Here is a 25510-nt window from a genome sequence, read left to right on the forward strand (position 1 = left end):
CGAGCTGTCAGCCATCAGCTTTCAGCTCTCAGTCAAAAACTGAGGGCTGAAAGCTAAGAGCTGAAAGCTGAAAAGGGAAGCCAATGGTTGGACAGAGAATCAGAATTCGGTTGAAGGCATACGACTATCGCGTGCTGGATACCTCGACCGGCGAGATTGTGGAGACGGCCAAGCGCACCGGAGCAACGGTGGCGGGTCCGATTCCCTTGCCGACGATCAAGAACAAGTACTGCGTACTGCGTTCGCCCCACGTCGACAAGAAGTCGCGCGAGTCATTCGAAATCCGTACGCACAAGCGGCTGATCGACATTCTTGAGCCGACGCAGCAGACGGTGGACGCACTGATGAAGCTCGATCTGCCGGCGGGCGTGGACGTCGAGATCAAGGCGTTCGAGAAGTGAGTTGCCAGTCTCCAGTTACCAGTCATCAGTAAGAACTGGAAGCTGGGAACCGGGAACTGAAGACTAGTTGTAGTTCCGGCAGTGCGAAGACCAACTTCGCATGATGAGGTGAGGGGAACATGGCGGTTACAGGGATTCTGGGAAGAAAGATCGGCATGACGCAGGTCTTCGATGAGAAGGGCGATGTGCACCCGATTACGGTGCTGCAGGCTGGCCCTTGCGTGATTACGCAGTTGAAGACGCTGGCGAAGGACGGCTATGACGCCGCACAGATCGGGCTGGTTGAGTTCATCAAGGCGAAGAACGTGACCAAGCCGCAGGCGGGACACTTCGCGAAGACCGAAGCGCCGCCGGTGAAGTTCATCAAGGAAGTGGACGTCGAGGCTGCGGAAGAGGGCCAGGACGAGACCAAGGCTGGCGATCGCGTGCTGGTGGACATCTTCACCGATGCGAAGTTTGTGGATGTGATCGGGACGTCAAAGGGCCGCGGGTTTGCGGGTGTTGTTCGCCGGCACAAGTTTGGCGGCGGTCCCAAGTCGCACGGCCACATGTTCCAGGTGCAGGGTTCGATCGGCGCATCGAGCTTCCCGTCGCGTGTATTCCCGGGGCAGAGAATGCCGGGCCACTACGGCGCGGAGCAGGTGACGGTTCGCAACCTTCGTATTCGCGGAATCGATCTGGATGAGAATCTGCTGATGGTGGAAGGCGCGGTTCCGGGAGCGAGAGACGGATACGTGATGATCTCGAAGGCCAAGAATCCTCCGCGCGAGCGTCGTGGATTTGCCGGATCGACCACGGTTGACCCGTTGAAGGCTTCGAAGAAGGCACAGGGCAAGAGGAAGTAAGCCGGTAGCTTGTAGCCGGTAGCCAGTAGTTGCTGGCTGATGTAAGCGGATTGGATGAACTAGTTGGGAGCTACGGGCTAAAGGCTACCGGCTCCTGGCTCAGGAAGAAGACGATGGCAAACGTAGATGTTGTAAATCTGAACGGCGAAAAGGTAGGCTCGCTCGATCTGGCGGACGCGGTATACGGCCAGGTGAACGAAGCGCTGCTTTGGGAAGCGGTGAAGCACTACCGCGCTTCCCTGCGCCAGGGCACGCACAAGACCAAGAGCCGTAGCGAAGTCGCCGGTTCGGGCAAGAAGCTTTGGAAGCAGAAGGGCACGGGCCGCGCCCGTATCGGTTCGGTTCGTTCGGCTCTCTGGCGCCATGGACACACGGTGCACGGACCCAAGCCGCGCAGCTATGACTATGCTTTCCCGCGCAAGAAGCTGCTGGGCGCGCTGCGTTCGGCTCTGGCTTCGAAGCTGGCTGACGGCAAGCTCACGGTGGTTGACTCGCTGGAGCTGAAGGAAGGCAAGACCAAGCTCTATCGGCAGGCGCTGGACAAGCTCTCGGTGGATCGCACGGCATTGATCGTCGAGAACGGGAAGACGCTCTCGCAGTCGCTGATGCTCGGTGCGCGCAATCTGAAGGGCGTTGAGCTGGTTCTCAACAACGAAGTGCATCCCTACGATCTGCTGCGGTATGACCGGGCGATCTTTTCCAAGGCGGCGATCGAGCAGCTGACGGACGCTCTGACGAAGAGCATCTCGAAGCGCGCATCGCAGACGGAGGCAGCGTAATGCCGACCATTTACACAGTGATTCGCCGGCCTCTGATTACCGAAAAGGGCCTGGGCGTTAAGGAAACCGAAGGCACGCTGGTGTTCGATGTAGCTCCAGAGGCTTCCAAGACCGAAGTGAAGCAGGCAGTCGAGGCGCTCTTCAAGGTGAAGGTAGCTGCAGTGCGGACCGCGAATGTGGCGGGCAAAGAACGCCGCCGCGGCAAGTTTGCAGGCTTCCGGCCCGATTGGAAGAAGGCTTACGTCCGGCTGAAGGCCGGCGAGAAGCTGCCGGAGTACGTGAGCAACCTGTAGAAGCAGCTTTTAGCTTCTAGCCTCTAGCTTCTAGCTCGACAAGCGCAGGGGTGAAGTTGGTGAAGAAGTAAGAAGTTGGTTGAGCAAGATGAGCTAGAGGCTAGTAGCTAGCAGCTAGAAGCTCATCAAGGACAGAGACGATGGCTATCAAGACATACAGACCGATCACGCCGACGCTGCGCTTCCAGACATCGCTGGTCAATGACGACCTGACGACGAATAAGCCGCACAAGCCGCTGGTCGAGACGCGCAAGCGGACGGGCGGACGCCGCAATTCGGGCGACCTGACGATTCGGCACCAGGGCGGCGGGCACAAGCAGAAAATTCGCATCATCGACTTCAAGCGCGACAAGTTTGGAGTCCCGGGCAAGGTTGCGACGGTCGAGTACGATCCGAACCGCTCGGCGCGCATCGCGCTGGTGCACTATGCGGATGGCGAGAAGCGCTACATCCTTCAGCCTGTGGGTCTGAAAGTGGGAGCGACGGTGAGCTCGGGTCCGGATGCCGACATTCTGGTTGGCAATGCGCTGCCGCTGAAGAACATCCCCGCCGGCACCACGGTCCACGCGATCGAGCTTCGTCCGGGCAAGGGCGCGCAGATGGCGCGTTCGGCCGGTGCGCAGGCTCAGCTGGTGGCGAAGGAAGGCGATTACGCGCTGCTGAAGCTGCCTTCCGGCGAGACGCGCCGCGTGCTGGTTGAGTGCCTCGCGACGGTTGGCCAGGTGGGCAACACCGATCACGAAAACATTTCGATCGGCAAGGCAGGCCGTAAGCGTTGGATGGGAATCCGTCCGACAAACCGCGGCGTCACCATGAACCCTGTCGATCACCCGCACGGCGGTGGTGAAGGCAAGACGTCGGGCGGACGTCATCCTGTGACTCCGTGGGGCCAGCCGACACGTGGATACAAGACACGCAACAACAAGCGGACCGATGCATTCATCGTCAGCCGCCGGGCGAAGTAAGAAATACAGCCATCAGCTATCAGCTATCAGCTTTTAGCAAAGCATGGTTGAACAACATTGAGGGAACTGCTGGAAGCCGGACTGAGCGAGGAAGAAGCTGAGGGCTGAAGGCTGAAAGCTAGGAGCTGGTTTTATGGCACGTTCGACGAAGAAGGGCCCGTTTGTAGACGCACACCTCACGACGAAGATCGAGGTGCTGAACGCGGCCAACGACAAGAAGGTCGTGAAGACCTGGTCGCGGCGCTCGACGATCTTCCCCGAATTTGTGGGGCACACGATCGCGGTGCACAACGGCAAGAAGTTCGTTCCGGTCTACGTGACCGAGAACATGGTGGGACACAAGCTCGGTGAGTTTGCTCCGACGCGCACGTTCAAGGGGCACACCGGCGGATCGAAAGCGGCAGAGGCTGCGGCCAAGCCGGCGGGCAAGTAAGAGCAGCCGGTAGCCTGTAGCCGGTAGCTGAATGATTGATGGCTGACGGAACAAGTACGAGCTACAAGCTAATGGCTACGAGCTACTAGCTGATTTGAGGAAGAGACCAATGGCAGTCGAGACGAAGGAATACCGGGCGGAAGCGAGGTTTCAGCGGGTGTCGCCGCAGAAGGCGCGGCTGGTGCTGGACCTGATCAAGGGCCGGGGAATTCAGGAAGCGCTGGAGACGGCGCGGTTCACGAAGAAGCGGATCGCTCCGGTGATCGAAAAGCTGCTGACCTCGGCGCTGGACAACGCGAAGTACGTGTCGGGCGAACAGGGGATTGATCTGGATGTCGATAACCTGTATGTCAAGCAGGCTCTGGCGAACGACGGTCCGCGGATGAAGCGGATTCGGCCTGCTCCGATGGGACGTGCGTACCGGTATCAGCGCAGGCTTTCGCACATCATTGTGTCAGTGGCAGAGCGCGATGGCGGCAGCTCGCAACTGGTGACCAGGGCGGAAGAACCGGCGGCGAAGCCGGCGAAGAAATCGGCTGCGAAGAAGACGGCAGCAAAGACAGCGAAGAAGGCTCCGGCAAAAAAGCCGGTTGCCAAGAAAAAGGCCGCCAAGTAGCAGGACAGCCGTCAGCCATCAGCTATCAGCCGTCAGTTTCGATCTGGGCAGACGGATTTGAAGTGGCAGGCGGAGAGCAAAGAGCTGATAGCTGATAGCTGAAAGCAGTTTTGAGAGTTTGAGGAAAAAAGCATGGGACAGAAAGTCCACCCTTATGGATTCCGGCTCGGAGTAAACAAGCCATGGCGCTCGCGCTGGTTTACGGAGCGCGATTATGACAAGCTCCTGGTCGAAGATGTGAAGCTCAAGCAAGAGCTGCGCGACAAGCTGAAGGCTGCCGGCGTGAGCTCGGTTGAGATCGAGCGTCCGGGCAACAAGCTCCGGTTCCTCATCCGCACGGCGCGTCCCGGCATTGTGATCGGGCGCAAGGGCGCGGAGATCGAGAAGCTGAAGACCGAGCTTGGCAAGCGGACCAACCGCGAGGTGTTCATCGACATCATCGAGGTGAACAAGCCTGAGCTTGACGCCCAGCTGGTGGCCGAGAATATCGCGCTGCAGCTTGAGAAGCGTGTCAGCTTCCGCCGTGCGATGCGCAAGAGCGTGGACTCGGCGCTGCGCTTCGGCTGCAAGGGAATCAAGGTTCGCGTTTCGGGCCGGTTGAACGGCAACGAAATCGCACGGTCCGAGTGGTATCTGCAGGGGCGTCTGCCGCTGCACACGCTTCGGGCGGATATTGATTATGGATTCGCCGAGGCGGAGACGACGTATGGCGTGATCGGCGTCAAGACGTGGATCTACCGCGGCGATATCTACGAGCAGAAGCGCAGGCAGCAGCCCGCGGCGACTGGTTCGGGAGTGTTTTAAAGGCAGGGACTCGGGACTAGGGAACAGGGAATAGAAACCCTGATCCGGAGTAACAAGCCTTGTTGGTGAGATTTGAAGCAAGCGGCCTGGGAAGTGAATTGCGGCTGGATGAAATTGGTCCCTAGTCCCTATTCCCTTGTCCCTGGTTTTTGAGGGTTTCGTTATGTTGATGCCGAAGAAGGTTAAGTATCGCAAGCAGCAGAAGGGCAAGAGGCGCGGCAAGGCGTGGCGCGGCTCCTCTCTTTCCTTCGGTGAATATGGTTTGAAGGTGATGGAGTGCGGCTACATCACGGACCGCCAGATTGAGGCGAGCCGTATTGCGATGACCCGCTTCATCAAGCGCGGCGGCAAGATCTGGCTGCGGCTGTTTCCGGACAAGCCGATCACCAAGAAGCCAGCCGAAGTCCGAATGGGTTCGGGCAAGGGCGCGCTCGATCATTGGGTAGCGGTTGTGCGGCCGGGCAAGATCCTGTTCGAGATGGAAGGCGTAACGCCGGAGATCGCGCAGGAAGCCATGCGCCTCGCTTCGCACAAGCTGCCGTTGAAGACTAAGTTCGTGCAGCGGCCGGGCGCGGAAAAGGCTGCTGCTTCTGCGACTGCCGAGAGCGCCGAGTAACAGATTTTTGACGCGCCGCTAGCTAGAGCGCGGGAGACACGAGATGGAATTGGCAAAGATTCGTAGTTTGAGCGACGACGAGCTGCTGGCTCAGGAGAAGACCTCCGCAGAGCAGCTGTTCCGGCTTCGCTTCCAGGTCTCGATGGGGCAGAGCGATGGCGTGAAGAAGCTTCGCGAACTGCGCAAGGAGATCGCACAGATCAAGACCATTGCGCGGGAGCGCGAGCTGGGAGTTCGGGGCGCCAAGCACGAGCTGGTTTCGACGCTGCCCGCGGGCGAGGCGAAGAAGGCCACCAAGAAGGCCGTTGCAAAGAAGCCCAGCGCGAAGAAGAAGGGAGCCGGTGAATAATGACGGCGACAGAGAAGCAGGCACCGGCAAGCCGGCGCAATGAGAAGGTGGGCAACGTAGTTTCGACCAAGATGCAGAAGACCATTGTGGTCGAGGTCGAGATGCGCAAGGCTCACCCGAAGTACAAGAGGATCATCAAGAGCTCGAAGAAGTTCTACGCGCACGACGAGCAAAACTCCGCGCGGCTGGGCGATGTGGTGCGGATCCGCGAGACTCGTCCGTTGAGCAAGTTGAAGCGGTGGTCGCTTGAAGAGATTGTGCGGCGCTCGTCGCTGGCACAGATTGATGACACGGCTGGAACAACCGCCGATGTAGAGACCGCCCAGTAGGCGGAGCGGTTCAAGGAGAAGAATCCATGGCTGTGCAAATGAGAACTATGCTCGCGGTGGCCGATAACTCCGGCGCGCGCAAGCTGCAGGTGATCCTGCCGCTCGGTGGCGGTCTGGGTGTGAAGGCCGGTCTCGGCGACATCGTGACTGCCGCGGTGAAGGAAGCTTCGCCCGATGGCACGGTGAAGAAGGGCAAGGTCGTGAAGGCGGTCATCGTCCGCACCCGCAAGGAATATCGCCGTCGCGATGGAACGTATATCCGCTTCGACGAGAATGCGGCGGTGGTAATTGACGACGCGCATGAGCCGGTGGGAACCCGCGTGTTTGGACCGGTGGCTCGCGAGCTGCGCGAGAAGAAGTTTCTGAAGATTGTGTCGCTGGCGCCGGAAGTTGTTTAGGCCGGTAGCCGGTAGCTTGTAGCTCGTAGCTACAGACTTCGAGCTAAAGGCTCAGGCTGATTGGGAGAAGAAATGCCGAGTTTGAATATTCGTCGTAATGATGTGGTGAAGGTGCTGACCGGGTCGGATCGTGGGAAGACCGGACGCGTGCTGCGCGTGTTTCCCGACAAGGGCACGGTTCTGGTGGAGCATGTGCGCGTGGTAAAGAAGACGGTCTCGAGCAAGCAAGGCCAGCGCACCAAGGGCGGCATCGCCGAGCACGAGTCGCCGATCAGCGTGTCAAACGTGGCTCTGGTCTGTCCGACCTGCGATACAGCCAAGATTGGCTATAAGGTCGATGGAAGCACCAAGCAGAGGGTCTGCAAAGAGTGTGGGTCGGAGTTGCCCACGAAGAAGTAGGGATACAGCCGGTAGCTTGTAGCTGACAGCCAGTAGCAACTTGATGCAGCTACAGGCTACGAGCTAAAGGCTACAAGCTGATTCAAACCTTCCGAAACGGTACACGGATCGATGGGGTCCACTCCGAGAGCGGAAGAAAGAGAGCAAAGAAATGGCAGCAAGGCTGAGAGACAAGTACAACAAGGAAATCAAGCAGGCTCTGAAGAAGGAGCTCAGCATCGAGAACGCCATGGCGGTTCCGAAGCTCGAGAAGATCGTCATCAATATGGGCCTGGGCGAAGCGACGCAGAACAACAAGCTGCTCGATCCTCTGGTGAACGACCTGACGCAGATCACCGGGCAGAAGCCGGTGACGACCAAGGCGAAGAAGTCGATTGCGGCGTTCAAGGTGCGTGCAGGCATGTCGATCGGGGCGATGGTGACGCTGCGTCACGACAAGGCATACGAATTTCTGGATCGCCTGATTTCGACGGCGCTGCCGCGCGTTCGCGATTTCCGTGGAGTATCGACGAAGAGTTTTGACGGGCGCGGCAACTACACGCTCGGACTGCGCGACCAGCTGATCTTCCCGGAGATCGATTACTCGAAGGTGGAGAAGCTGAAGGGCATGAACATCACGATCGTGACCACGGCGAAGGACGACAACTCGGCGCGTGCGCTGTTGAAGGCCTTCGGCATGCCGTTCCGGCAGGGCGCGTAGAAAAGCAAGTTGTCAGTCACCAGTTCTCAGTTATCAGTCGTGCCGATTTGAACCGACTGAAGACTGAGAACTGAAAACTGAGAACTGATTCTGAGGGATTTATGGCAACGACTGCAAAGAGAGTGAAGGACGCGCGGAAGCCGAAGTTCAGCTCCCGCAAACACAACCGGTGCAAGCTCTGCGGGCGTCCGCGGGCGTATCTGCGGAAGTTCGGCATCTGCCGTCTCTGTTTCCGCGGATTGGCGCTCAAGGGAGAGATCCCCGGCGTTGTGAAGTCGAGCTGGTAAGAAGGACAGTTGCCAGTCTTCAGTTGTCAGTTCTCAGTTGAAGCATGGAGAGAACTGGCAGGACAGGTCGAGCGGAAGTTCGATCTGAAAGCTGAAAACTGGTGACTGAAAACTGGCAGTACACATTTCCGCTGGTTCTCCTGATCGAAGGTGAGGCCGGGAGCGAACGGGGAATGAAGGAGAAGGAATGAGTCTGAGTGACCCAGTAGCAGATTTTCTGGCGCGGATCCGGAACGCGATCCGGGCGCGTCATCAGAAGCTGGATGTTCCGGCTTCGAAGCTGAAGACCGAGATTGCCCGCATTCTCAAGGAAGAGGGCTACATTTCGAACTACAAGACGCAAGACGAGGATGGCAAGGCGATCCTCCGCGTGTACCTGAAGTACGGCGGAAGTGAATCGGCCATTCGGGACCTGGCGCGGATTTCGCGTCCCGGCTGCCGTGTGTATATCGGCCGCGACGAGATCAAGCGCGTGCAGGGCGGACTTGGTATTTCGATCATGACAACGCCCAAGGGCGTAATGACGGGCCGTCAGGCGCGCCGCGAGGGCGTGGGTGGCGAGCTGCTTTGCGAAGTTTGGTAAGCAGCCGGTAGCTTGGAGCCGGTAGCCAGTAGCTACTGAATGCTGCTGACCTGATTTTCAGCTACAAGCTACAGGCTACGAGCTATTGGCTCAGTGCGGCTGCAGTGGAACGATGAGCTTCTCGTCGGGACTCGCAAGCCAACAAAGGATTGAATTCGATGTCGCGTATTGGAAAGAAGCCGATCCCGCTGCCGGCGGGAGTGAAGTACAAGGTGGACGGCAACACGGTTCTCGTGGAAGGACCGAAGGGCAAGGTTTCCGCGCTGGTTGCGGACGGAGTTTCGCTCGAGACCAAGGACGGCCACCTGCACGTGAACCGCTCCGGCGACGAGAAGGCCGCTGTTCATGGGCTGACCCGGGCTCTGGTGTTCAACGCGGTTCAGGGCGTGACCAAGGGCTGGACCCGGGAGCTGGACATCGTCGGCATCGGCTACCGCGCTGAATTGAAGGGCAAGGGCACGGTGGTGTTCACGCTGGGCTACTCGCATCCGATTGAGTTTCCGCTGCCCACCGGTGTTGAAGTTGCCATCGATCCAAAGCAGACGCACCTGACGGTTTCGGGGATTGACCGCCAGAAGGTCGGGCAGGTTGCGGCCGATATGCGCTCCCTGCGTAAGCCCGATCCATACAAGAACAAGGGCGTGCGCTACTCGGACGAGAAGCTGAAGAAGAAGGCCGGCAAGACGGGAGCCAAGTAATTCGAGTCATCAGTTTTCAGTTGTCAGTTTTCAGCCCGTCCGGAGCTACTGACAACTGATCGCTGGTAACTGAGAACTGTTTTAAACCGAACGGGACCGTAAGGCGGTTCCGCTGATAGGAAAGAGACGAAGATGATTACCCAGACCAAGAGAAACGAGATTCGCAAGCGGATTCACACGCGTATTCGCGAGAAGCTTGCGGGGACGACGGAGCGGCCGCGGCTGAACGTGTTCCGTTCGCTGAACCACATCTACGCGCAGGTGATCGACGACCAGAAGGGCGAGACGATCGCGGCGGCATCGAGCCTGCAACTGAAGCTGAAGAGCGGTGGAAACGTTGCGGCAGCCAAGGAGATCGGCAAGGCGATCGCGGAGAAGGCCAAGGAAAAAGGCGTCAAGAAGGTGGTCTTCGATCGCGGCGGCTTCCTGTATCACGGGCGTGTGAAGGCGCTGGCCGATGCGGCGCGTGAAGCAGGGCTTGAGTTCTAGAAGCAGCTGTCAGCCGTCAGCTATCAGCTTTCAGCTGGGCGTGCTGGAATGAGACCGGCTGAAGGCTGAAAGCTAAGAGCTTTGGAAAACGAGAGAGAATCATGAATCTAGCAAAGAAACTCGATGCCAACCAGTACAACCTGAAGGATCAGGTGGTTTCGATCAACCGCGTGACCAAGGTGGTGAAGGGCGGCAAGAACATGTCGTTTGCCGCGCTGGTGGTGGTGGGCGATGCCGCTTCGGGTGTGGTGGGCTACGGATCGGGCAAGGCGAAGGAAGTTCCCCAGGCGATTCGCAAGGGAATTGAGGCGGCCAAGAAGAACCTCGTGAAGGTAAACCTGACCGATACCTCAATTCCGCACCAGGTGCTCGGCCGTTTCGGCTCCGGACACGTGCTGCTGAAGCCGGCTCCGGAAGGAACGGGAGTGATTGCCGGCGGCGCGGTGCGCGCGGTGATGACTTCGGCCGGAGTGCAGAATGTGCTGACCAAGAGCCTGGGAACAGCGAACCCCCATAACGTCATCAAGGCGACATTCGATGCTCTGGTGCAGCTGCGTGACAAGAGTGACGTTGCGAGCGCACGCGGCAAGCAGGTTGAGGAGCTTTAATCATGGCCGAGCAGAAGAAAATCAAGATCCAGTACTATCGCTCGGCCATCTCGACGCCGGTGAAGCACAAGCTGGTGATCAAAGGGCTGGGATTCACGCGGCTGAACCAGATCGTGGAGCGCGTGGACAACGAGTCAGTGCGTGGCATGGTGAAGGCTGTGCCGCACCTGGTGAGAATTTTAGAAAGCTAGTTTTCAGTTACCAGTCACCAGTCTCGAGTAGTGATCACTGGGGGCTGACAACTGGAGACTGGTAACTCAGATCAACGCGAGTCGGTTGGCGCAAAGCCGATCGGCGTTATGGAGCGAGGACATCATGGCAAAGAATCTTTCGAATCTGCGTGCGCCGAAGAATGCGAACACCGGGCGCAAGCGCGTGGGCCGGGGTATGGGATCCGGCATGGGCAAGACCTCAACCCGCGGCCACAAGGGCCAGGGATCGCGTTCAGGCTTCAGCCTGATGCGCGGCTTTGAGGGCGGCCAAATGCCTCTGCACCGGCGGCTTCCGAAGCGCGGCTTCAACAACATCTTTCGCACCGAGTACACGGTGGTCAATCTGGACCGCCTGGCGGAGCTCTCCGTTGAGGAGATCGCGCTTGAGGATTACAAGAAGCTGGGGCTGGTTTCGAGCAAGAACGCGCTGGTCAAGGTGCTGGGCTCGGGCGAGCTCAAGTCGGCGATCACGGTGCATGCCCACAAGTTTTCGAAGTCGGCCATCGAGAAGATCGAGAAGGCCGGCGGCAAGGCTGTGGTGGCAGGAGCTCCGGCGGCAGCGTAAAGGTTCTTGATCCCAGGTCTCAGAATCGAGACCTGGGGCACCCGTTGTGCGGGGTGAGGTGACGCCTCTAAGCTGTGTCCGGGAACACCGCCAAGCTGGTTTCCAGCCTGACAAGATCGAAGTTCAGGGTTCCGGCGCAGATTCAGCGACAGGCAGCCTCAATCGCGCATACACTGATTGGGTAAGTCACGCGGGCGGTCTCGCCTGAAGCGGAAAACCAGACATGCTTGAGAAGTTCGCAAATATCTTCCGGATCCCTGACCTGCGCAAGCGGGTGCTGTTCACCCTTGGCATTCTCGCCGTCTACCGCCTGGGTGCGTTCATCCCCACGCCCGGTATCGACACGGCACGGCTGGCCAGCCTCTTCAACATGCAGAACGGTTCGGCCCTGGGTCTCCTCGACCTGTTCGGCGGCGGTAACCTGCGCAGGATGACGATCTTCGCCCTGGGCATCATGCCGTACATCACGGCGTCGATCATCTTCCAGCTGCTGACGGTGGTGTATGAGCCGCTGGCCCGCATTCAGAAAGAAGGCGAGCTGGGGCGGCGGAAGATCACGCAATGGACGCGGTACATGACAATTGTTCTGGCGGCTCTGCAGGCGATCGGCATCGCAGCCGTGCTGACCAAGAGCGGTCTTGTGCTCCACCCCGGAATCGGCTTCGTGCTGATGACGGTGCTGACGCTGACGACGGGTTCGGGCTTCATCATGTGGCTGGGCGAGCAGATCACGGATCGAGGCATCGGCAACGGAATGAGCCTGCTCATTTTCGCCGGCATTATCGCCGGTCTGCCGCGCGGCATCGTCGAACTCGTGCAGAAGGTGCAGACCAGTGCGTGGGGATCCCTCACGATCTTCGTTGTGCTCCTGATTGTGGTCGGCATGATCGGCGTGGTCGCGTTCATTGTGTTCGTGGAGCGGTCTGAGCGCCGGATCCCGATCCAGAGCGCCCGGCGCATCGTGGGCCGCCGCATGATGGGAGGCTCGTCGAGCCATCTGCCGCTGAAGGTAAATTCGGGCGGCGTCATGCCCATTATTTTTGCCAGCTCAATTCTGTCCGCTCCCTTGCTGTTCGGACAGGTGGAGTGGGTTCAGAACAACCGGTTCTTCCAGCCGATCATTCAGGCGCTGGGACCGGGGATGCCTTGGTATGTGTTCCTGAACGCTCTGGCGATCGTGTTCTTCGCCTATTTCTACGTTTCGATCGTGATGAAGCCGGACGATATCGCGGACAATTTCCGCAAGTCGGGATCCTTTATTCCCGGGATCCGGCCGGGCAAGCGCACTTCGGACTTCATCAACGACATCCTCACCCGCATTACGCTGGTTGGGGCGGTATATCTGATTCTGATCCAGATGGTCCCGACGTTCATGATCTCGGGCATTCGGCTGGACAGGCTCTGGCTGGTGGGCAGATTGTTTGAGAACCTGCCATCAGCATTCACGCACGGTTTGGGGGTCAATTTCTACTTTGGCGGCACGTCGCTGCTGATCGTAGTGGGTGTCGCCATGGACACTGTCAACCAGATCGAATCGCAGCTGATCATGCGCCATTATGACGGCTTTTCCCCGCGTTCCGGTCGTATACGCGGAAGGAAAACCTGGTAAATGCCATCGACTGCAAGTGTTGAGAGCGCATCTGGAAGTACGGAAAGTGACATAGAAGGAGAACGAAGGTCGGCAAGGATGATCGCTCCCGGACCGATTCTCCTGTTGGGTGCACCGGGCGTAGGGAAGGGCACTCAGGCGAAGGAACTGGTTCGACTCTGGGGAATTCCCCAGATTTCGACCGGGGATATCCTTCGCGCGAACGTAGCCCAGGGGACTGCCCTGGGTAAGACAGCCAAGGGGATTATGCACCGAGGAGAACTGGTGCCGGATTCTCTGGTAAACGAGATGGTGGCGGTAAGGCTCCAGGAGCCGGATACGGCCAGGGGCTACATTCTGGACGGTTTCCCGAGGACATTGGCGCAGGCGCACTGGCTGGATGGCCGACTGGCGGCGACGGCGTGCTGCGAACCTGCGCAAAGCCTGCCTCTGGTTGCTGTGAGTATCCAAGTGGACTATAATCAGTTACTGCGCCGCATTTCGGGGCGCAGGAACTGCCCAGTCTGCCAGACCATCTACAACATCTATTCGAAGCCGCCCCAGCGGGCCGGTTTTTGTGATGTAGAGGGTGCGGCACTGACCCAGCGAGCCGATGATACGGAGAAGGCGTTCGCGGAGCGCATGCGCGCTTACGCTGCTCAAACCACTCCAGTTATCGAGCACTACCGCGAACTGGGAAGATTCACGGAAGTTAGTGGAGATGGGCCAATCGCCGTGGTTGCGGCAGGAATTGTGAAAGCCGTTGAGCGGCTGCGCGAGTAGCGCAGTGCGCGAACGGGATTTTGTGCGTTAGTGGCGAGTTGCCAGCTACCAGTCCCCAGTTGCCAGTCGCCCCTGGCTCGAACTAATCAACTGGAGACTGGCAACTGGAGACTGAGGACTGATTTGGCTGTCGTTCTGAAATCGTCGCAGGAGATCGAGAAGATGCGCCGCGCAGGCAAGGTGGTCCGCGAGGTGCTCGAACTGGTGCGCGGCCATGTAAAGCCTGGCGCGACCACGCTGGACCTTGAGACGGTGGCTGAGGCGAAGATTAAGGAACTCGGAGCCAAGCCGGCGTTCAAGGGATACCACGGTTTCCCCTGTGTGCTTTGCACCTCGATCAATCAAGAGGTGGTGCACGGGATTCCATCGAAAAAGCGCGTCCTCAAAGAGGGCGACATCGTTTCGGTGGATTGCGGGGCGATCGTGGATGGCTACTATGGCGATGCCGCGATTACGGTTCCGGTAGGCGAGAAGATTGCGCCCGACACGGTGAGACTGCTGGCCGCGACAGAGAAGTCGCTGTATGCGGGGATTGCCGCGGTGAAGCCGGGAGCGACGCTGGGCGATATAGGTGCGGCCGTGCAGGGTGTTGTCGAAGCCGAGGGGTTCTCGGTGGTACGGGATTTTGTCGGGCACGGCATTGGCAGTCACATGCACGAGGATCCGCAGGTGCCGAATTTCGGCGAGGCGGGATCGGGCATGCGGCTGAAGGCCGGTATGGTGATCGCCATTGAGCCCATGGTGAATGCCGGCAAGCCGGATGTGCGCGTACTGCGCGACGGCTGGACGGCTGTGACGAACGACGGAAGCATGAGTGCTCATTTCGAGCACACGGTGGCTGTAACGGACACCGGAGCAAAGGTTCTGACTGAGTAGTTGAGCTAGAGACTCAGTCCAAAGCGCAAGAGTGCGTGAGCACTCAGAAGTGGATACAGTTTGTCGAAGGAAGACGCGATTGAGGTCATGGCAACGGTCGTTGAGACGTTGCCGAACGCTATGTTCAAGGTGAAGCTCGAGACGAACCACGAGGTTCTGGCACACGTCTCGGGACGAATGCGCAAGAACTTCATCCGCATTTTGCCGGGTGACCGCGTGGCCGTTGAGCTGAGTCCGTACGACCTGAACCGTGGACGGATTGTGTACAGATACAAATAGCCGTCAGCTGTCAGCTATCAGCTGGTGTCACCAGCACGATAGCAAAACTGAGAGCTGAAGGCTGAAAGCTGTTAGCTTGATTTTCCCCCGCGTGGTCGTGAGGATGCGCGGAGAAGGGCAGTAAAGCAATGAAGGTCCGTGCATCAGTAAAGAAGATTTGCGTGAAGTGCAAGGTCATCAACCGCCGCGGGGTGGTTCGCGTGATCTGCGAGAACGCAAAGCACAAGCAGCGCCAGGGCTAGTTGGGCCTGGCAGGGAGCGGGAACTTCGAAGGCTGGTAGCCCGGAGCCGGTAGCCAGTAGCTGAACTTTACGAAGCTACGAGCTGCAGGCTAAGAGCTACAGGCTGGATCAGGGGCTAGTTAGCTTGAGTCAAGGCTTGCGATGAACCCCGGAGTAAACCAGTCAGCAATTTGGGACTGGATCCGCAATAACCCGTGCGAGCCGGCGCTAGGCCGGAGGCACATAGCAAGAGAGAGCAGAGAAACAGGTACCAGAGATCAGCAAGAGCCGCATTCGCGACAAAGACTGATCTCTATTCCCTGATCTCTGAAGAAGGATTCAAGAATGGCACGTATTGCTGGCGTCGATCTGCCCCGCAACAAGCAGGCACGGATCGCGCTCACGTACATTTACGGCATTGGCAATCCTCGTTCGCTCAAGATTCTGGAGAAGGCAAACGTTGACGCCTTCAAGAAGATCCAGGATCTGACCGAAGAAGAGGTGAACCACATCCGCCAGGTGATTGAGGACGAGGGTGATGTTGAGGGCGATCTCCGCAAGGACGTCCAGATGCACATCAAGCGCCTCATCGATATCCAGAGCTACCGTGGCAGCCGGCATCGCCGCGCGCTTCCCGTTCGCGGACAGCGCACCCACACCAACGCTCGTACCCGCAAGGGACCCCGTAAGGGCACCATTGCCGGCAAGAAGAAAGCGACGGGTAAAACCTAAATGGCGAAACCAGAGCAGAAAGCCGCAGCCGGCAAGGCGGGCAAGAACAAGAAGTTCAAAAAGCGCGAGCGCAAGAATGTGCCGTTCGGTGTGGTGCACATTCAAGCCTCGTTCAACAACACCATCGTGACGATTACCGATCAGGTAGGCAACACCATCAGCTGGAAGAGCTCGGGTTCGCTCGGGTTCCGCGGTTCGCGCAAAGGCACGCCGTTCGCGGCGCAGCAGGCTGCGTCGAACGCGGCGCAGATGGCGCGCGACCACGGTCTTCGTGCAGTAGATGTGCGAGTTGCCGGTCCGGGATCGGGCCGCGAGTCCGCTATCCGCGCGCTGGCAGCAGCAGGCATCGACGTTCGCTCCATTCGCGACGTGACGCCTGTGCCGCACAACGGGTGCAGGCCGCCGAAGAGACGCAGAGTGTAGCTATCAGCTCTCAGCTTTCAGCCATCAGGTTGTTGCGATGGGAAACTGAAAGCTGAGGGCTGAAGGCTGAAAGCTAAACATGGGCCGGGATGACATGCGCACCGTCGCACGTAAACCGGCCGTCATCCGAAGTCAGGAGAAGAAATGGCACGTTATACCGGAGCAGTATGCCGCCTTTGCCGCCGCGAAGGCACCAAGCTCTTTCTGAAGGGCACCAAGTGTACATCGGACCGTTGCCCCGTGGAGAAGCGCAACTTTCCCCCGGGCCAGCACGGCAAGGACCGCAAGGCCAAGATTGTGGGCTACGGCCTGCAGCTGCATGAGAAGCAGAAGGCCAAGCGTATGTACTTCACGCTGGAAGGCCAGTTCCGCGCTTATTACGAGAAGGCGAACCGTTCGCAGGGAGTCACAGGCGAGTTGCTGATCCAGCAGCTCGAGCGCCGTCTCGACAACGTTGCGTTCCGCCTCGGCTTTGCGATTTCGCGGCGCCAGGCCCGCCAGGTGGTTCGCCACGGGCACGTCACTGTCAATGGCAAGAAGGTGAACATCCCTTCGTACCAGGTGAATGTGGGCGACGAGATCGCGATCCGTCCCGAAGCCAAGAAGCTGGTCATCGTGGAGCAAGGCACGCAATATGCAGCGCAGAATCCCGTGCCGGTCTGGCTCGAAGCGAATTTTGAAAACATGTCTGGGCGCGTGCTGAGCCTGCCCAAGCGCAAGGACGTCAACCTGCCGATCAACGAGCAGCTGATCGTCGAACTGTACTCGAAGTAAACAGCTTCTAGCTTGTAGCCAGTAGCCTGTAGCTCGATTCTTGAGCTGCCGGCTACAAGCTACGGGCTACCAGCTGCATTTCAAACCGAAGGAGAACTTGCGCGGCCGCCGCAAAATGCATCGCGACGTACCTGCCGTGCGGGAAAAGAGACGAGAGATATGCTTTGGAGAGGATTTCAAAAACCGAAGCGCCTGGCAGTGGATGCCGAGACGCTAAGCGAAACATACGGCAAGTTCAGCGCACAGCCTTTTGAGCGCGGATTTGGCACAACCATCGGCAATGCCCTGCGCCGTACGCTGCTGAGCTCGATTGAGGGAGCGGCAGTCACCGCGGTCCGCATTGAGGGCGTGCTGCACGAGTTCCAGTCGATTGCCGGTGTCGTTGAAGACGCGACCGACATCATCCTGAATCTCAAACAGATTCCATTCAAGCTTATGGGCGACGGTCCCAAGGCGCTTTACCTGCGCGCCGACCAGCCCGGCGTGGTCACGAGCGGCATGATCGAAGCCGACGGGGACGTGGAGATTCTGGACAAGAACGTGTACATCGCCACCGTCTCTGAAGGTGGCCGGCTCGAGATGGAGATGCGTTTGAAGCGCGGCCGTGGATACATTTCGGCCGATAAGAACTTCGACGCCGATCTCGGACTGGGCTTCATCCCGGTGGATTCGGTGCACTCGCCTGTGCGCCGCGTGAACTACCTCGTCGATGCTGCTCGTCTGGGTCAGATCACCGACTATGACAAGCTGACGCTTGAGGTGTGGACGAACGGTGCGGTTCTGCCCGCCGACGCGGTGGGTCTGGCAGCCAAGCTGCTCAAGGACCACATGAACATCTTCATCAATTTCGAAGAGGAAATTGACGCGCCTTCGAGCAGTGAAGAAGGCCGCGTGATGCTGCGCAACGACAACCTGAATCGCTCGGTGGAAGAGCTCGAGCTTTCAGTCCGCAGCTACAACTGCCTCAAGAACGCGAACATTCAGACCATCGGCGAGCTGGTGCAGAAGACCGAAGCCGAGATGCTGAAGACCAAGAACTTCGGCCGCAAGAGCCTGAACGAGATCAAGGAAATCCTCGCGCAGATGGGTCTGTCGCTGGGCATGAAGATCGACGAGAGCGGCAATGCCGTTCCCGGGCCGACGAGCGTTTCGCCGGCAACGACTCTGGCCACAAGCTACAGCCACTTTGACGACGAGGACGAGCCGCTGGATTCTGTTGATCTCCAGCTGCCGACCGAGACAGAGAACTTCTAGAGTTTCCAGTTGCCAGTTATCAGTTCTCAGTTAGCGAGGACTGATAACTGAAGACTGATGACTGACAACTGACTTTGAAAGCGAGTAACACGTCATGCGCCACCGCAATGCAGGATTCAAACTCGGACGCAACACCAGCCATCGCAATGCGCTGCTGCGCAACCTGGTGACGTCCGTGATCGTAGAGGACCGCGTGGAGACCACCGTGGCCAAGGCCAAGGCTGTTCGTCCGCACGTGGAGAAGATGATTACGCTGGGCAAGAAGGGCGACGTGCACGCGCGGCGCCAGGCGCTCAGCTTTCTCCGTACCGACGACGCTGTGAAGCGCCTGTTCGATACCGTGGCCCCGCGCTACGGCGATCGCCAGGGCGGCTACCTGCGCATCGTCCGCACCGGCTTCCAGAAGGGCGACGGCGCCGAGAAGGCGTTCATCGAACTGCTGGGGGCCGAACAGCAGCTCGACGAGAAGCGCCAGAAGCGCGCGGAAGTTCGCGCCGAAAAGCGCAAGAAGCTCGAAGCTGCTCTGGAAGAGCAGAACAAGAAGGCTGAAGAGGAAAAGGGCGGGGAAGAGGCCGCTTAGGCCGGCTCTCTCCGAACTTCGGATTCCCAAAGACCAGGGCGCACTCTCCTCGCGGAGAGTGTGCCTTTTGTTTTTAGAGAACCTGATTCAAGCCAGACGCCAATGCGAAAGGCTGGTGTCCAACACAAAGGTTTGCGTGTTTGGGTGATGCACCTCACCAGCTTCATCTCGCCTCACCACGGTTCCTCCGGTGATGCTGATTTCGTCTGGACCGACAAGAATTGCCCTGTGCTTGTAAATCCAGCCGGGAGGCATCCCGGTGGTCTCAACAGATTCAATTGCGAACGATCGGGCGTCGAGCCGATAGACGGGTGTTGTTCCATAATTCCGGTGCCCAGAATAGCCAAGGGAGCCGATGAGATAGATGTAGTCGCCGATGAGGGTAGCCGTATGAAAATCCGTCGGTGGGAAAACTGAGACTGGATAGGCGTAGATTCGAATCTCGCCATCCGGCTTGTGCAGGAAGACGTCGTTGTAGATGCAGAAGTCCTCGTCGTAAGAGTCTTCGTGTTCGCCTGCGATCTGCACGATGTCGCCGTTGGGCAGAAAGGTGATGGACTGTCCAAAGCGCTGCGCACACCAGACTGCAGAGCGATCGCCATCACCTCCGAACTCGTATCTGCGCTTTGCCTGGAATGCCGAGACACCTGCACGAATCATACAAAGCCAGAACGGCTCCTTGATCTCTTCGGGATTGGATGTTCCGAAGCGGCGCATTCTTCCAGCTCTAAATTGTTCTTCACTGACCATCAACGCATCTTCGTCTGGAGTTGGAGGAAGGCCGACTACGGCTCTTCTTCCTTCGTAAGAAAGCTTGCTAGGGTCCGCACCAGCATTGAGCAGTATCATGGCGGCAACCCGAGAACTGGCAGAACTAAGAGCTGATTGTTCGTGGTGCTTGCTGCGATCCGCGTCCGCGCCTGCCCTTATCAGTCGCCCGATTGCTTCAGTATTGTCGTACTCTGCGGCACACATAAGCGGCGTGGTGCCGAAGTCATCTGTCTCTTCGATTGCGGCGCCGTTCTTTATCAGCCACTCCAGCATGGCAGATTGATGATTCTCGATTGCATAGAGCAGCGCCGTCTTCCCGCATCTGCCACGAGCATTGTGATCAGCTCCGTGTTCCTCAAGCAGACGTGCCTTGTCGATCTCACCTGTCTGTACGGAATTGAGCCATGCGGTTCGATCCCACCAATCATGCTCCTCAAGCGACGCCGCTGTTTTGATTTCATGTGCCACATCTTCTAGAGTGCCGAGAGCAACAGACCGGATGAGAGGTGTCCATTGCAACTGCTCCTCGTTTGCTCCGGCATCGAGCAGAAGACGGACCGCGTCGAAGCGGCCGATTCGCGACAAGACGCGCAATGGCGACTCTTTGTAGCTTGTCACCACATTCAAATCCACGCCGCGGGATATCAGCAGGCGGATGAGTTTGAGTAGCTGAGCATCGCGTCGAATGTCCCGTCCGTAGAGCGCGTCAATCAGAACGTTGTATCCGTGCTCACGCATATACCCGATCTCGGCTCCATGCTCGAGCAGCAGGGCCACTTTGTCCGGATCGCCAGCTGCCACTGCTAACGACAGGACGCTTCTCGGGCCCTCGATGCTGGTCGACATTTGATTGACATTTGCTCCGTTCTCGAGCAGCAGGCGGACCATCTCGCAATCAGCGGAATTGTTTTGCACCGCAACCATCAGCGGGGTGCGACCCAATCTGTCGCATTTCTCGAGATCAAACTGCGTGGGGTTGCCCTTCAGCCGTTCCCGCACTTTATCTGTCTGACCGCTTGCTACTAAAGCGTGAAGCGCAACAGGTTCGGGCACCGGAAATCCTCCTTGCTTTCAAAGAGAGCAATTTAGGTCAACTGAGTTGAGCGTCAGCGAAGCGAACTTGCATCATTCGCTCCCTGATTTGGTGATTCTTGTACTCAGGCTCATTGCGTCGTGGGGTGCGCGGACTTTGTTGTCGTCGTCGAAATAGACGAAGACGTCGCGGGCGGGCTGAGTCGGGCCCGGATCGGGGTGGATGCGAGTGCCGTCGGTGACTTCTTCGCCGTGTGACCAGGCGAGGATTCGGTGGGCCCAGGTGTCGATGGCTTCGGGGGTGTAGCCGTCGGGGTAGATCTTGTCGCTGCCATGCAGACGGCAGTAGACGAAGTCCGCAGTGACGTCGAGCATGACGGGCCACTTGATGGAATCGGCGACCACGAGGGCGACGTTGTATTTGCGCAGGAGCTCGATGTATTCGGGCGTGGCGAAGCTTTTGTGGCGGCACTCCATCGCGTGGCGGAAGGGGAGATCTCCTTTCTCGACGTCGAGCCAGCAGCGGCCGGACATCCACTCGTCGCGCTGGCTGGCGTAAGCTGCGGCCTGCTTGTGGGTGTGCGGGAGGAGCTTTAGAAAGCCTTCGATTTTGTCGGCGCTGAATGAGGTCTGTGGCGGAAGCTGCCAGAGAATAGGGCCGAGCTTGCGGCCGAGACAGAGCATGCCCTGTGCGAGGAAGTTGGCGAGCGCGCCTTCGACATTCTCGAGCTTGCGGATGTGGGTGATGAACTGCGAGCCCTTGATCGAGAAGACGAAGTCGTCGGGCGTCTCTTTGCGCCAGGACTGGAAGCTCTGCGGCTTCTGGGTCGAGTAGAAGGTGCCGTTCAGCTCGATGGAGTTGAGCTTGCGCGATGCGAACTCGAGTTCGCGCTTTTGTGTGAGGTCTCCTGGGTAGAAGGTGCCGCGCCAGCCGTCGAAACGCCAGCCTGAGATGCCGATGCGGATATTGCCCTGCTGGCTCACTGATTGGTCGACCTCCGGCAGTGGAGATCAGTCTAGCTGATGCACTCAGCGGGGTGTGTTCGGGCCGACGTCTAGCTTGCCGGAATGAGTTCGTCGACCCTCTTCTGCAGAGCCTGTGCATCAACCGGAGCGCGGACTTTGGCGTCATTGTCGAAATAAACATAGACGTCGCGCGATGCTCTTTTTGTCGCGGACTTGGAGTGCGCGCGCTTGCCGTTCGTTACTTCTCCGCCGCGCGACCAGGCAACGATCGGCGTGCCCACACTTCGATTGCGTCGGCTTCGTAACCGCTGGTGTAGAGCTGTTCGCTGCCGTGGAGCCGGCAGTAGACGAAGTCGGCGGTGACGTCCATCAGCAGGGGCCAGTCGACGGTGTCGGCTACGACGAGGCCGATGCGATTCTTGCGCAGAAGAGATATGAAGTCGGCGCAATCGCAGCTTGCGTGGCGGATCTCGATGGCGTGGCGGATGGGCAGGTCTGCCTCGATCTCGAGCCACGATCGGCCTTTGAGCCGCTCATCATGACCCTGCGCGAGTGCCGCGGCTGCGCTATGAGTGCGCGGCAGCAGATCGAAGAATGACTGGAGCTTTTCGGGGTTGAATGCGAACTGTGGCGGGAATTGCCAGAGGATGGGGCCGAGCTTTCTGCCGAGGCGCAACACGCCTTGCGCGAAGAAGTTGGCGAGCGGCTTTTCCGCTTTGGTGAGCTTGAGCATGTGCGTGAGGTAGCGCGAGCCCTTCACGGCGAAGACGAAGTCATCGGGTGTCTCGTCGTGCCACTGCTGGAAGCTCTGCGGCCGCTGGAGGGAGTAGAAGGAGCCGTTGAGCTCGATGGTGTTGAAATGCTGCGCGGCGAATTGGAGTTCGCGGCGCTGAGCGAGCTTCTGCGGGTAGAAGGTGCCGCGCCAGCCTTTGTAGCGCCAACCGGAGATTCCGATGCGGATCTGGCCTGCATGGCTCATGAGTGGATTGGACGCGGAAAACGAAGGAGAAGGCAATTTCCGCCAGCGAGAATATGTGTGCGTCAGGCGGAGCGATTGAAATCTTTGCGGGGCCGCAGGGTCCGCAACAGCAAGTAGAAAAGGAGCAGGACTACGGCGCCAGAGCAGTCGAGCAGCACGTCGGAAGGGATGCCGGTGCGGTTGGGCAGAAACGACTGGTGATACTCATCCATGCTGGCGATCGCGGCAGTGCCCAGCAGCGCGAGAGCCGCGCAGATGAGGAAATGCTTGTTTGGAAGGCTCATCCACCAGGCGCGGAGCCAGAGCAGGCCCATGGTTCCATAGCCAAGGAAGTGGCCGGTCTTGCGGATGTCGTGGTGGAGCAGTGCCCAACGAGCGTCGGAGACGGGGCCGAAGAGATGTTGCCACACCCAGCGGAACGGCCCGCTGGTGTGATCGGCGCCGAATGCTGCGGTGGATTCAACTACGATGACTCCGACGGCCAACGCCACCGGCCACCATGCGCTGATCCAGTACCAGGCGGATCGGTGTCGGACGATGGGAGCCGCCTTACTCAACGTGATAATTGGGGGCCTCGCGCGTGATGATCACGTCGTGCACATGGCTCTCGCGCAAGCCGGCGCCTGAGATGCGGACAAACTGCGCCTTCTCCTGAAGCTCGGCGATGGTTGAGCAGCCGAGATAGCCCATGCCGGAGCGGAGTCCGCCGACGAGCTGGTAGACCATAGACTCGAGCGGTCCGCGATAGGGCACGCGGCCTTCGATGCCCTCGGGAACGAACTTGGCGAGCCGGTTCTGGTTGGAGCGCTCGCGCTGCACTACGCCTTCGGTACCCACTTCTACGCCGAGGTCTTCGGAGCTTTGGAAGTAGCGTTCTCCGGATCCCTGGCTCATGGCGCTGAGCGAGCCCATGCCGCGGTAGGTCTTGAAGCTGCGGCCCTGGTAGAGGATGGTTTCGCCGGGGCTCTCATCCACACCGGCAAAGAGCGAGCCGATCATGATGGAGCTTGCGCCGGCTGCGATGGCCTTGGTGACTTCGCCGGAGTATTTGATTCCTCCGTCGGCAATGACGGGGATCCCGCGTTCGCGTGCGGCGCGCGAGGCTTCGGCAATCGCGGTGATCTGCGGCATGCCTGCGCCGGTGACCATACGCGTGGTGCAAATGGATCCTGGACCGATGCCGACCTTAACCGCGTCTGCGCCGGCGTCGATGAGAGCCATTGCGCCGTCGTAGGTGGCTACGTTCCCGGCAAGCAGGCCGACGTCGGGGAAGCGCTTCTTGACTTCGCGAACGGCATCGAGAACGCGCGAGGAGTGACCGTGGGCGGAGTCGATGGCGAGGACGTCCGCGCGGGCTTTCACGAGTTCGGCGGCACGCTCCATGAAGTCGCCGGTAGCGCCGATGGCTCCGCCCACGCGCAGTCGGCCCTTCTCATCCTTGCTGGCGTTTGGATATTTCAGCTTCTTCTGGATGTCTTTGACGGTGATGAGGCCCTTGAGCTCGTACTGGTCGTTGACGACGAGAAGCTTCTCGACACGGTGCTGGTGGAGGATCTGTTCGGCTTCTTCAAGCGTCGTTCCAACTGGGACCGTGATGAGGTTGTTCTTGGTCATCACGTCACCGACGGGGACATCGGTGCGCGTTTCGAAACGCAGATCGCGGTTGGTGAGGATGCCGACGAGCTTGGTGTCTTTGGTGACTGGAACGCCGGAGATCTTATAGCGGCGCATAACTTCGAGGGCGTCGGCGATGAGGTGGTCGGGGCCGATGGTAACTGGGTCGACGATCATGCCGCTCTCAGAGCGCTTCACTTTGTCGATTTCGCCGGCCTGTTGCGCGATGGTCAGATTGCGATGCACGATGCCGATGCCGCCCTGCTGCGCCATGGCGATGGCCATGCGCGATTCGGTGACGGTGTCCATCGCGGAGGAGAGCAGGGGTGTATTCAGCGTGATGTTGCGTGTCAGCTGAGTCTGCGTGCTTACCTGCGCGGGAACGACTTCGCTGTATGCAGGCACGAGGAGAACGTCATCGAAGGTAAGGGCTTCCGGCAGGGTTTGGGCTAGCATAATGCTCTGATGCGCCTGGCGGACCTTGGATTCGAGATCCAGGCCGGCAGGCGCTTATGGATATTGTAGCTGAGCGGTGGCGCCGGGATGTGCTAGGGCGTCACAGGTCTGGCGCTTCGGATTCGCGCGAAGAGTGCTCCAAGAACGCCGCCGATGAGGCCGAGGAGCAGGCCCATGACGATGCCGAGAACGAACAGGTGGCCCAGAGCTCCCGCGATAGTTTCGTAGGCGAAGTAAGAGGCCATCGCGGCCGGGGAAGCGCCAGGCGCGCGGGCCGCATACTCGGCGATGTTGAGGGGATCGCGGAGAAGGAAGCGGATGCCGAAGAGGATGAGGGAGAGAGCCATCAGGCAGGCGATGATGCCGCTGATGTAGCCGCTCCAAAGGCCGACGCGGATGCCCGAAACGATGGTTGTGTTTCTGGCGGAGGTTGCAAGAGCAGCGATGAGCATGGTGAATGCGATGGCGGCCCAGAAGCTGTTGTCGACGAAGAACCGTGCTCTGCCGGTGGAGATTTGCGGATCGACGAAGTTGTTGAAGCTGATTTCGATGACCCAGAGGATGCCCGTCGCGAAGCCGATCCAGGCACCAATGCGCTTGCCTTCTCCTGCGAAGGGACGCTTGTTGCCCAGAAGAAGCGAGAGCATTGCGCTTGCGCAGATCAGGCCGAGGCCGATGTAGCCGAGCCGTTCGTGTCTTGGATCGGAGGGGTAGCGAAGAAGGACAACGGCCAGTATGGCTGCTGCGAGCAGCAAAGCGAAGAACGACAGGCGATCTACGAAGTCAATCCTCGGCCAACTTGCATGCATGGCT

At 59.1% G+C, this 25510-nt stretch carries 37 protein-coding genes; 31 read left to right on the plus strand and 6 right to left on the minus strand.

Translation table 11 applies throughout. The features are described 5' to 3' along the window. Nucleotides 1-83 precede the first annotated feature (83 nt). The 31 genes from rpsJ to rplQ all read left to right on the plus strand — a co-directional run bounded on the left by rpsJ (nt 84) and on the right by rplQ (nt 18879). Nucleotides 84-401, plus strand: a complete 318-nt coding sequence (gene rpsJ / locus DHV10_RS24800; protein WP_109489122.1) for a 30S ribosomal protein S10 — start codon at nt 84-86, stop codon at nt 399-401. Between the two features lie 119 nt (nt 402-520). Next, entirely contained in the window at nt 521-1246 is a 726-nt protein-coding gene (gene rplC, locus DHV10_RS24805; protein ID WP_109489123.1) for a 50S ribosomal protein L3, read from the plus strand. 113 nt (nt 1247-1359) lie between these two features. Then, complete coding sequence (rplD, locus tag DHV10_RS24810) at nt 1360-2025, plus strand: 50S ribosomal protein L4 (RefSeq protein WP_109489124.1); 666 nt, start codon at nt 1360-1362, stop codon at nt 2023-2025. Then, the gene (locus DHV10_RS24815) at nt 2025-2318 is read left to right on the plus strand and encodes a 50S ribosomal protein L23 (RefSeq protein ID WP_109489125.1); all 294 of its coding nucleotides are present in this window, start codon (nt 2025-2027) and stop codon (nt 2316-2318) included. The genes rplD and DHV10_RS24815 overlap by 1 nt, the downstream gene beginning before the upstream one ends. A gap of 140 nt (nt 2319-2458) precedes the next feature. Then, nucleotides 2459-3283 carry a 50S ribosomal protein L2 gene (gene rplB, locus DHV10_RS24820; RefSeq protein ID WP_109489126.1) on the plus strand — a complete coding sequence of 275 codons (825 nt, stop codon included), beginning with the start codon at nt 2459-2461 and terminating at the stop codon, nt 3281-3283. Between the two features lie 133 nt (nt 3284-3416). Then, nucleotides 3417-3716 carry a 30S ribosomal protein S19 gene (rpsS, locus tag DHV10_RS24825; protein ID WP_109489127.1) on the plus strand — a complete coding sequence of 100 codons (300 nt, stop codon included), beginning with the start codon at nt 3417-3419 and terminating at the stop codon, nt 3714-3716. A 109-nt stretch (nt 3717-3825) separates the two neighbouring features. Next, nucleotides 3826-4332, plus strand: a complete 507-nt coding sequence (gene rplV, locus DHV10_RS24830; RefSeq protein ID WP_109489128.1) for a 50S ribosomal protein L22 — start codon at nt 3826-3828, stop codon at nt 4330-4332. Nucleotides 4333-4464: 132 nt separating this feature from the next. Further along, complete coding sequence (gene rpsC, locus DHV10_RS24835; RefSeq protein WP_109489129.1) at nt 4465-5136, plus strand: 30S ribosomal protein S3; 672 nt, start codon at nt 4465-4467, stop codon at nt 5134-5136. A 163-nt stretch (nt 5137-5299) separates the two neighbouring features. Beyond that, nucleotides 5300-5752, plus strand: coding sequence for a 50S ribosomal protein L16 (rplP, locus tag DHV10_RS24840; protein WP_109489130.1), 453 nt, complete (start codon nt 5300-5302; stop codon nt 5750-5752). A 43-nt stretch (nt 5753-5795) separates the two neighbouring features. After that, nucleotides 5796-6101, plus strand: coding sequence for a 50S ribosomal protein L29 (rpmC, locus tag DHV10_RS24845; protein WP_109489131.1), 306 nt, complete (start codon nt 5796-5798; stop codon nt 6099-6101). Next, on the plus strand, nt 6101-6430 hold the full coding sequence (gene rpsQ / locus DHV10_RS24850) for a 30S ribosomal protein S17 (RefSeq protein ID WP_109489132.1): 330 nt from the start codon (nt 6101-6103) through the stop codon (nt 6428-6430). Before rpmC ends, rpsQ begins: the two co-directional genes overlap by 1 nt. A 26-nt stretch (nt 6431-6456) precedes the next feature. Next, on the plus strand, nt 6457-6828 hold the full coding sequence (gene rplN, locus DHV10_RS24855) for a 50S ribosomal protein L14 (RefSeq protein ID WP_109489133.1): 372 nt from the start codon (nt 6457-6459) through the stop codon (nt 6826-6828). Nucleotides 6829-6900: 72 nt separating this feature from the next. Further along, nucleotides 6901-7227: a 50S ribosomal protein L24 gene (gene rplX / locus DHV10_RS24860; protein WP_109489134.1), complete on the plus strand. Its 327-nt coding sequence runs from the start codon at nt 6901-6903 to the stop codon at nt 7225-7227. 151 nt (nt 7228-7378) lie between these two features. After that, nucleotides 7379-7927, plus strand: coding sequence for a 50S ribosomal protein L5 (rplE, locus tag DHV10_RS24865; protein WP_109489135.1), 549 nt, complete (start codon nt 7379-7381; stop codon nt 7925-7927). Between the two features lie 101 nt (nt 7928-8028). Continuing rightward, a complete protein-coding gene (locus DHV10_RS24870) occupies nt 8029-8214 on the plus strand; it encodes a type Z 30S ribosomal protein S14 (protein WP_109489136.1) in 186 nt (61 codons plus the stop codon). A gap of 187 nt (nt 8215-8401) precedes the next feature. Continuing rightward, nucleotides 8402-8797 carry a 30S ribosomal protein S8 gene (rpsH, locus tag DHV10_RS24875; RefSeq protein ID WP_109489137.1) on the plus strand — a complete coding sequence of 132 codons (396 nt, stop codon included), beginning with the start codon at nt 8402-8404 and terminating at the stop codon, nt 8795-8797. Nucleotides 8798-8955: 158 nt separating this feature from the next. Next, the gene (gene rplF / locus DHV10_RS24880; RefSeq protein ID WP_109489294.1) at nt 8956-9495 is read left to right on the plus strand and encodes a 50S ribosomal protein L6; all 540 of its coding nucleotides are present in this window, start codon (nt 8956-8958) and stop codon (nt 9493-9495) included. Between the two features lie 132 nt (nt 9496-9627). Next, nucleotides 9628-9984 (plus strand): 50S ribosomal protein L18, encoded by a 357-nt coding sequence (gene rplR, locus DHV10_RS24885; RefSeq protein ID WP_109489138.1) that lies wholly within the window; start codon nt 9628-9630, stop codon nt 9982-9984. A 101-nt stretch (nt 9985-10085) separates the two neighbouring features. Continuing rightward, nucleotides 10086-10592 (plus strand): 30S ribosomal protein S5, encoded by a 507-nt coding sequence (gene rpsE / locus DHV10_RS24890; protein ID WP_109489139.1) that lies wholly within the window; start codon nt 10086-10088, stop codon nt 10590-10592. Between the two features lie 2 nt (nt 10593-10594). Beyond that, nucleotides 10595-10783 (plus strand): 50S ribosomal protein L30, encoded by a 189-nt coding sequence (gene rpmD / locus DHV10_RS24895; RefSeq protein WP_109489140.1) that lies wholly within the window; start codon nt 10595-10597, stop codon nt 10781-10783. A 124-nt stretch (nt 10784-10907) separates the two neighbouring features. Beyond that, complete coding sequence (gene rplO, locus DHV10_RS24900; protein ID WP_109489141.1) at nt 10908-11369, plus strand: 50S ribosomal protein L15; 462 nt, start codon at nt 10908-10910, stop codon at nt 11367-11369. Between the two features lie 223 nt (nt 11370-11592). Next, nucleotides 11593-12978, plus strand: a complete 1386-nt coding sequence (gene secY, locus DHV10_RS24905; protein ID WP_109489142.1) for a preprotein translocase subunit SecY — start codon at nt 11593-11595, stop codon at nt 12976-12978. Between the two features lie 78 nt (nt 12979-13056). Further along, complete coding sequence (locus tag DHV10_RS24910) at nt 13057-13740, plus strand: adenylate kinase (protein WP_109489143.1); 684 nt, start codon at nt 13057-13059, stop codon at nt 13738-13740. 123 nt (nt 13741-13863) lie between these two features. Then, the gene (gene map / locus DHV10_RS24915; protein ID WP_109489144.1) at nt 13864-14616 is read left to right on the plus strand and encodes a type I methionyl aminopeptidase; all 753 of its coding nucleotides are present in this window, start codon (nt 13864-13866) and stop codon (nt 14614-14616) included. A 60-nt stretch (nt 14617-14676) separates the two neighbouring features. Further along, nucleotides 14677-14895, plus strand: a complete 219-nt coding sequence (gene infA / locus DHV10_RS24920; RefSeq protein WP_109489145.1) for a translation initiation factor IF-1 — start codon at nt 14677-14679, stop codon at nt 14893-14895. 128 nt (nt 14896-15023) lie between these two features. After that, complete coding sequence (rpmJ, locus tag DHV10_RS24925) at nt 15024-15137, plus strand: 50S ribosomal protein L36 (RefSeq protein WP_026445768.1); 114 nt, start codon at nt 15024-15026, stop codon at nt 15135-15137. A gap of 324 nt (nt 15138-15461) precedes the next feature. After that, on the plus strand, nt 15462-15848 hold the full coding sequence (rpsM, locus tag DHV10_RS24930; RefSeq protein ID WP_109489146.1) for a 30S ribosomal protein S13: 387 nt from the start codon (nt 15462-15464) through the stop codon (nt 15846-15848). After that, on the plus strand, nt 15849-16271 hold the full coding sequence (rpsK, locus tag DHV10_RS24935) for a 30S ribosomal protein S11 (RefSeq protein ID WP_109489147.1): 423 nt from the start codon (nt 15849-15851) through the stop codon (nt 16269-16271). Between the two features lie 144 nt (nt 16272-16415). Further along, complete coding sequence (gene rpsD / locus DHV10_RS24940; RefSeq protein WP_109489148.1) at nt 16416-17045, plus strand: 30S ribosomal protein S4; 630 nt, start codon at nt 16416-16418, stop codon at nt 17043-17045. Nucleotides 17046-17204: 159 nt separating this feature from the next. Continuing rightward, the gene (locus DHV10_RS24945) at nt 17205-18299 is read left to right on the plus strand and encodes a DNA-directed RNA polymerase subunit alpha (RefSeq protein WP_109489149.1); all 1095 of its coding nucleotides are present in this window, start codon (nt 17205-17207) and stop codon (nt 18297-18299) included. A 94-nt stretch (nt 18300-18393) separates the two neighbouring features. Beyond that, entirely contained in the window at nt 18394-18879 is a 486-nt protein-coding gene (gene rplQ, locus DHV10_RS24950; RefSeq protein ID WP_109489150.1) for a 50S ribosomal protein L17, read from the plus strand. 87 nt (nt 18880-18966) lie between these two features. Here the strand turns inward: rplQ and DHV10_RS24955 are convergent, their stop codons facing one another. From DHV10_RS24955 to DHV10_RS24980, 6 genes are all read right to left on the minus strand, one after another. Further along, nucleotides 18967-20703, minus strand: a complete 1737-nt coding sequence (locus tag DHV10_RS24955) for an ankyrin repeat domain-containing protein (RefSeq protein ID WP_109489151.1) — start codon at nt 20701-20703, stop codon at nt 18967-18969. A gap of 72 nt (nt 20704-20775) precedes the next feature. Next, nucleotides 20776-21666 (minus strand): DUF72 domain-containing protein, encoded by an 891-nt coding sequence (locus tag DHV10_RS24960; RefSeq protein WP_109489152.1) that lies wholly within the window; start codon nt 21664-21666, stop codon nt 20776-20778. Between the two features lie 220 nt (nt 21667-21886). Continuing rightward, nucleotides 21887-22627 carry a DUF72 domain-containing protein gene (locus DHV10_RS24965; RefSeq protein WP_204101525.1) on the minus strand — a complete coding sequence of 247 codons (741 nt, stop codon included), beginning with the start codon at nt 22625-22627 and terminating at the stop codon, nt 21887-21889. Nucleotides 22628-22689: 62 nt separating this feature from the next. Then, complete coding sequence (locus DHV10_RS24970) at nt 22690-23184, minus strand: VanZ family protein (protein ID WP_239462036.1); 495 nt, start codon at nt 23182-23184, stop codon at nt 22690-22692. Then, entirely contained in the window at nt 23177-24697 is a 1521-nt protein-coding gene (gene guaB / locus DHV10_RS24975) for an IMP dehydrogenase (RefSeq protein WP_109489154.1), read from the minus strand. The genes DHV10_RS24970 and guaB overlap by 8 nt, the downstream gene beginning before the upstream one ends. Before the next feature lie 92 nt (nt 24698-24789). Beyond that, complete coding sequence (locus tag DHV10_RS24980) at nt 24790-25506, minus strand: hypothetical protein (protein ID WP_109489155.1); 717 nt, start codon at nt 25504-25506, stop codon at nt 24790-24792. Nucleotides 25507-25510 lie beyond the last annotated feature (4 nt).

Origin of the sequence: Occallatibacter savannae (assembly GCF_003131205.1) — a bacterium.
Taxonomy (GTDB): Bacteria; Acidobacteriota; Terriglobia; order Terriglobales; family Acidobacteriaceae; genus Telmatobacter; species Telmatobacter savannae.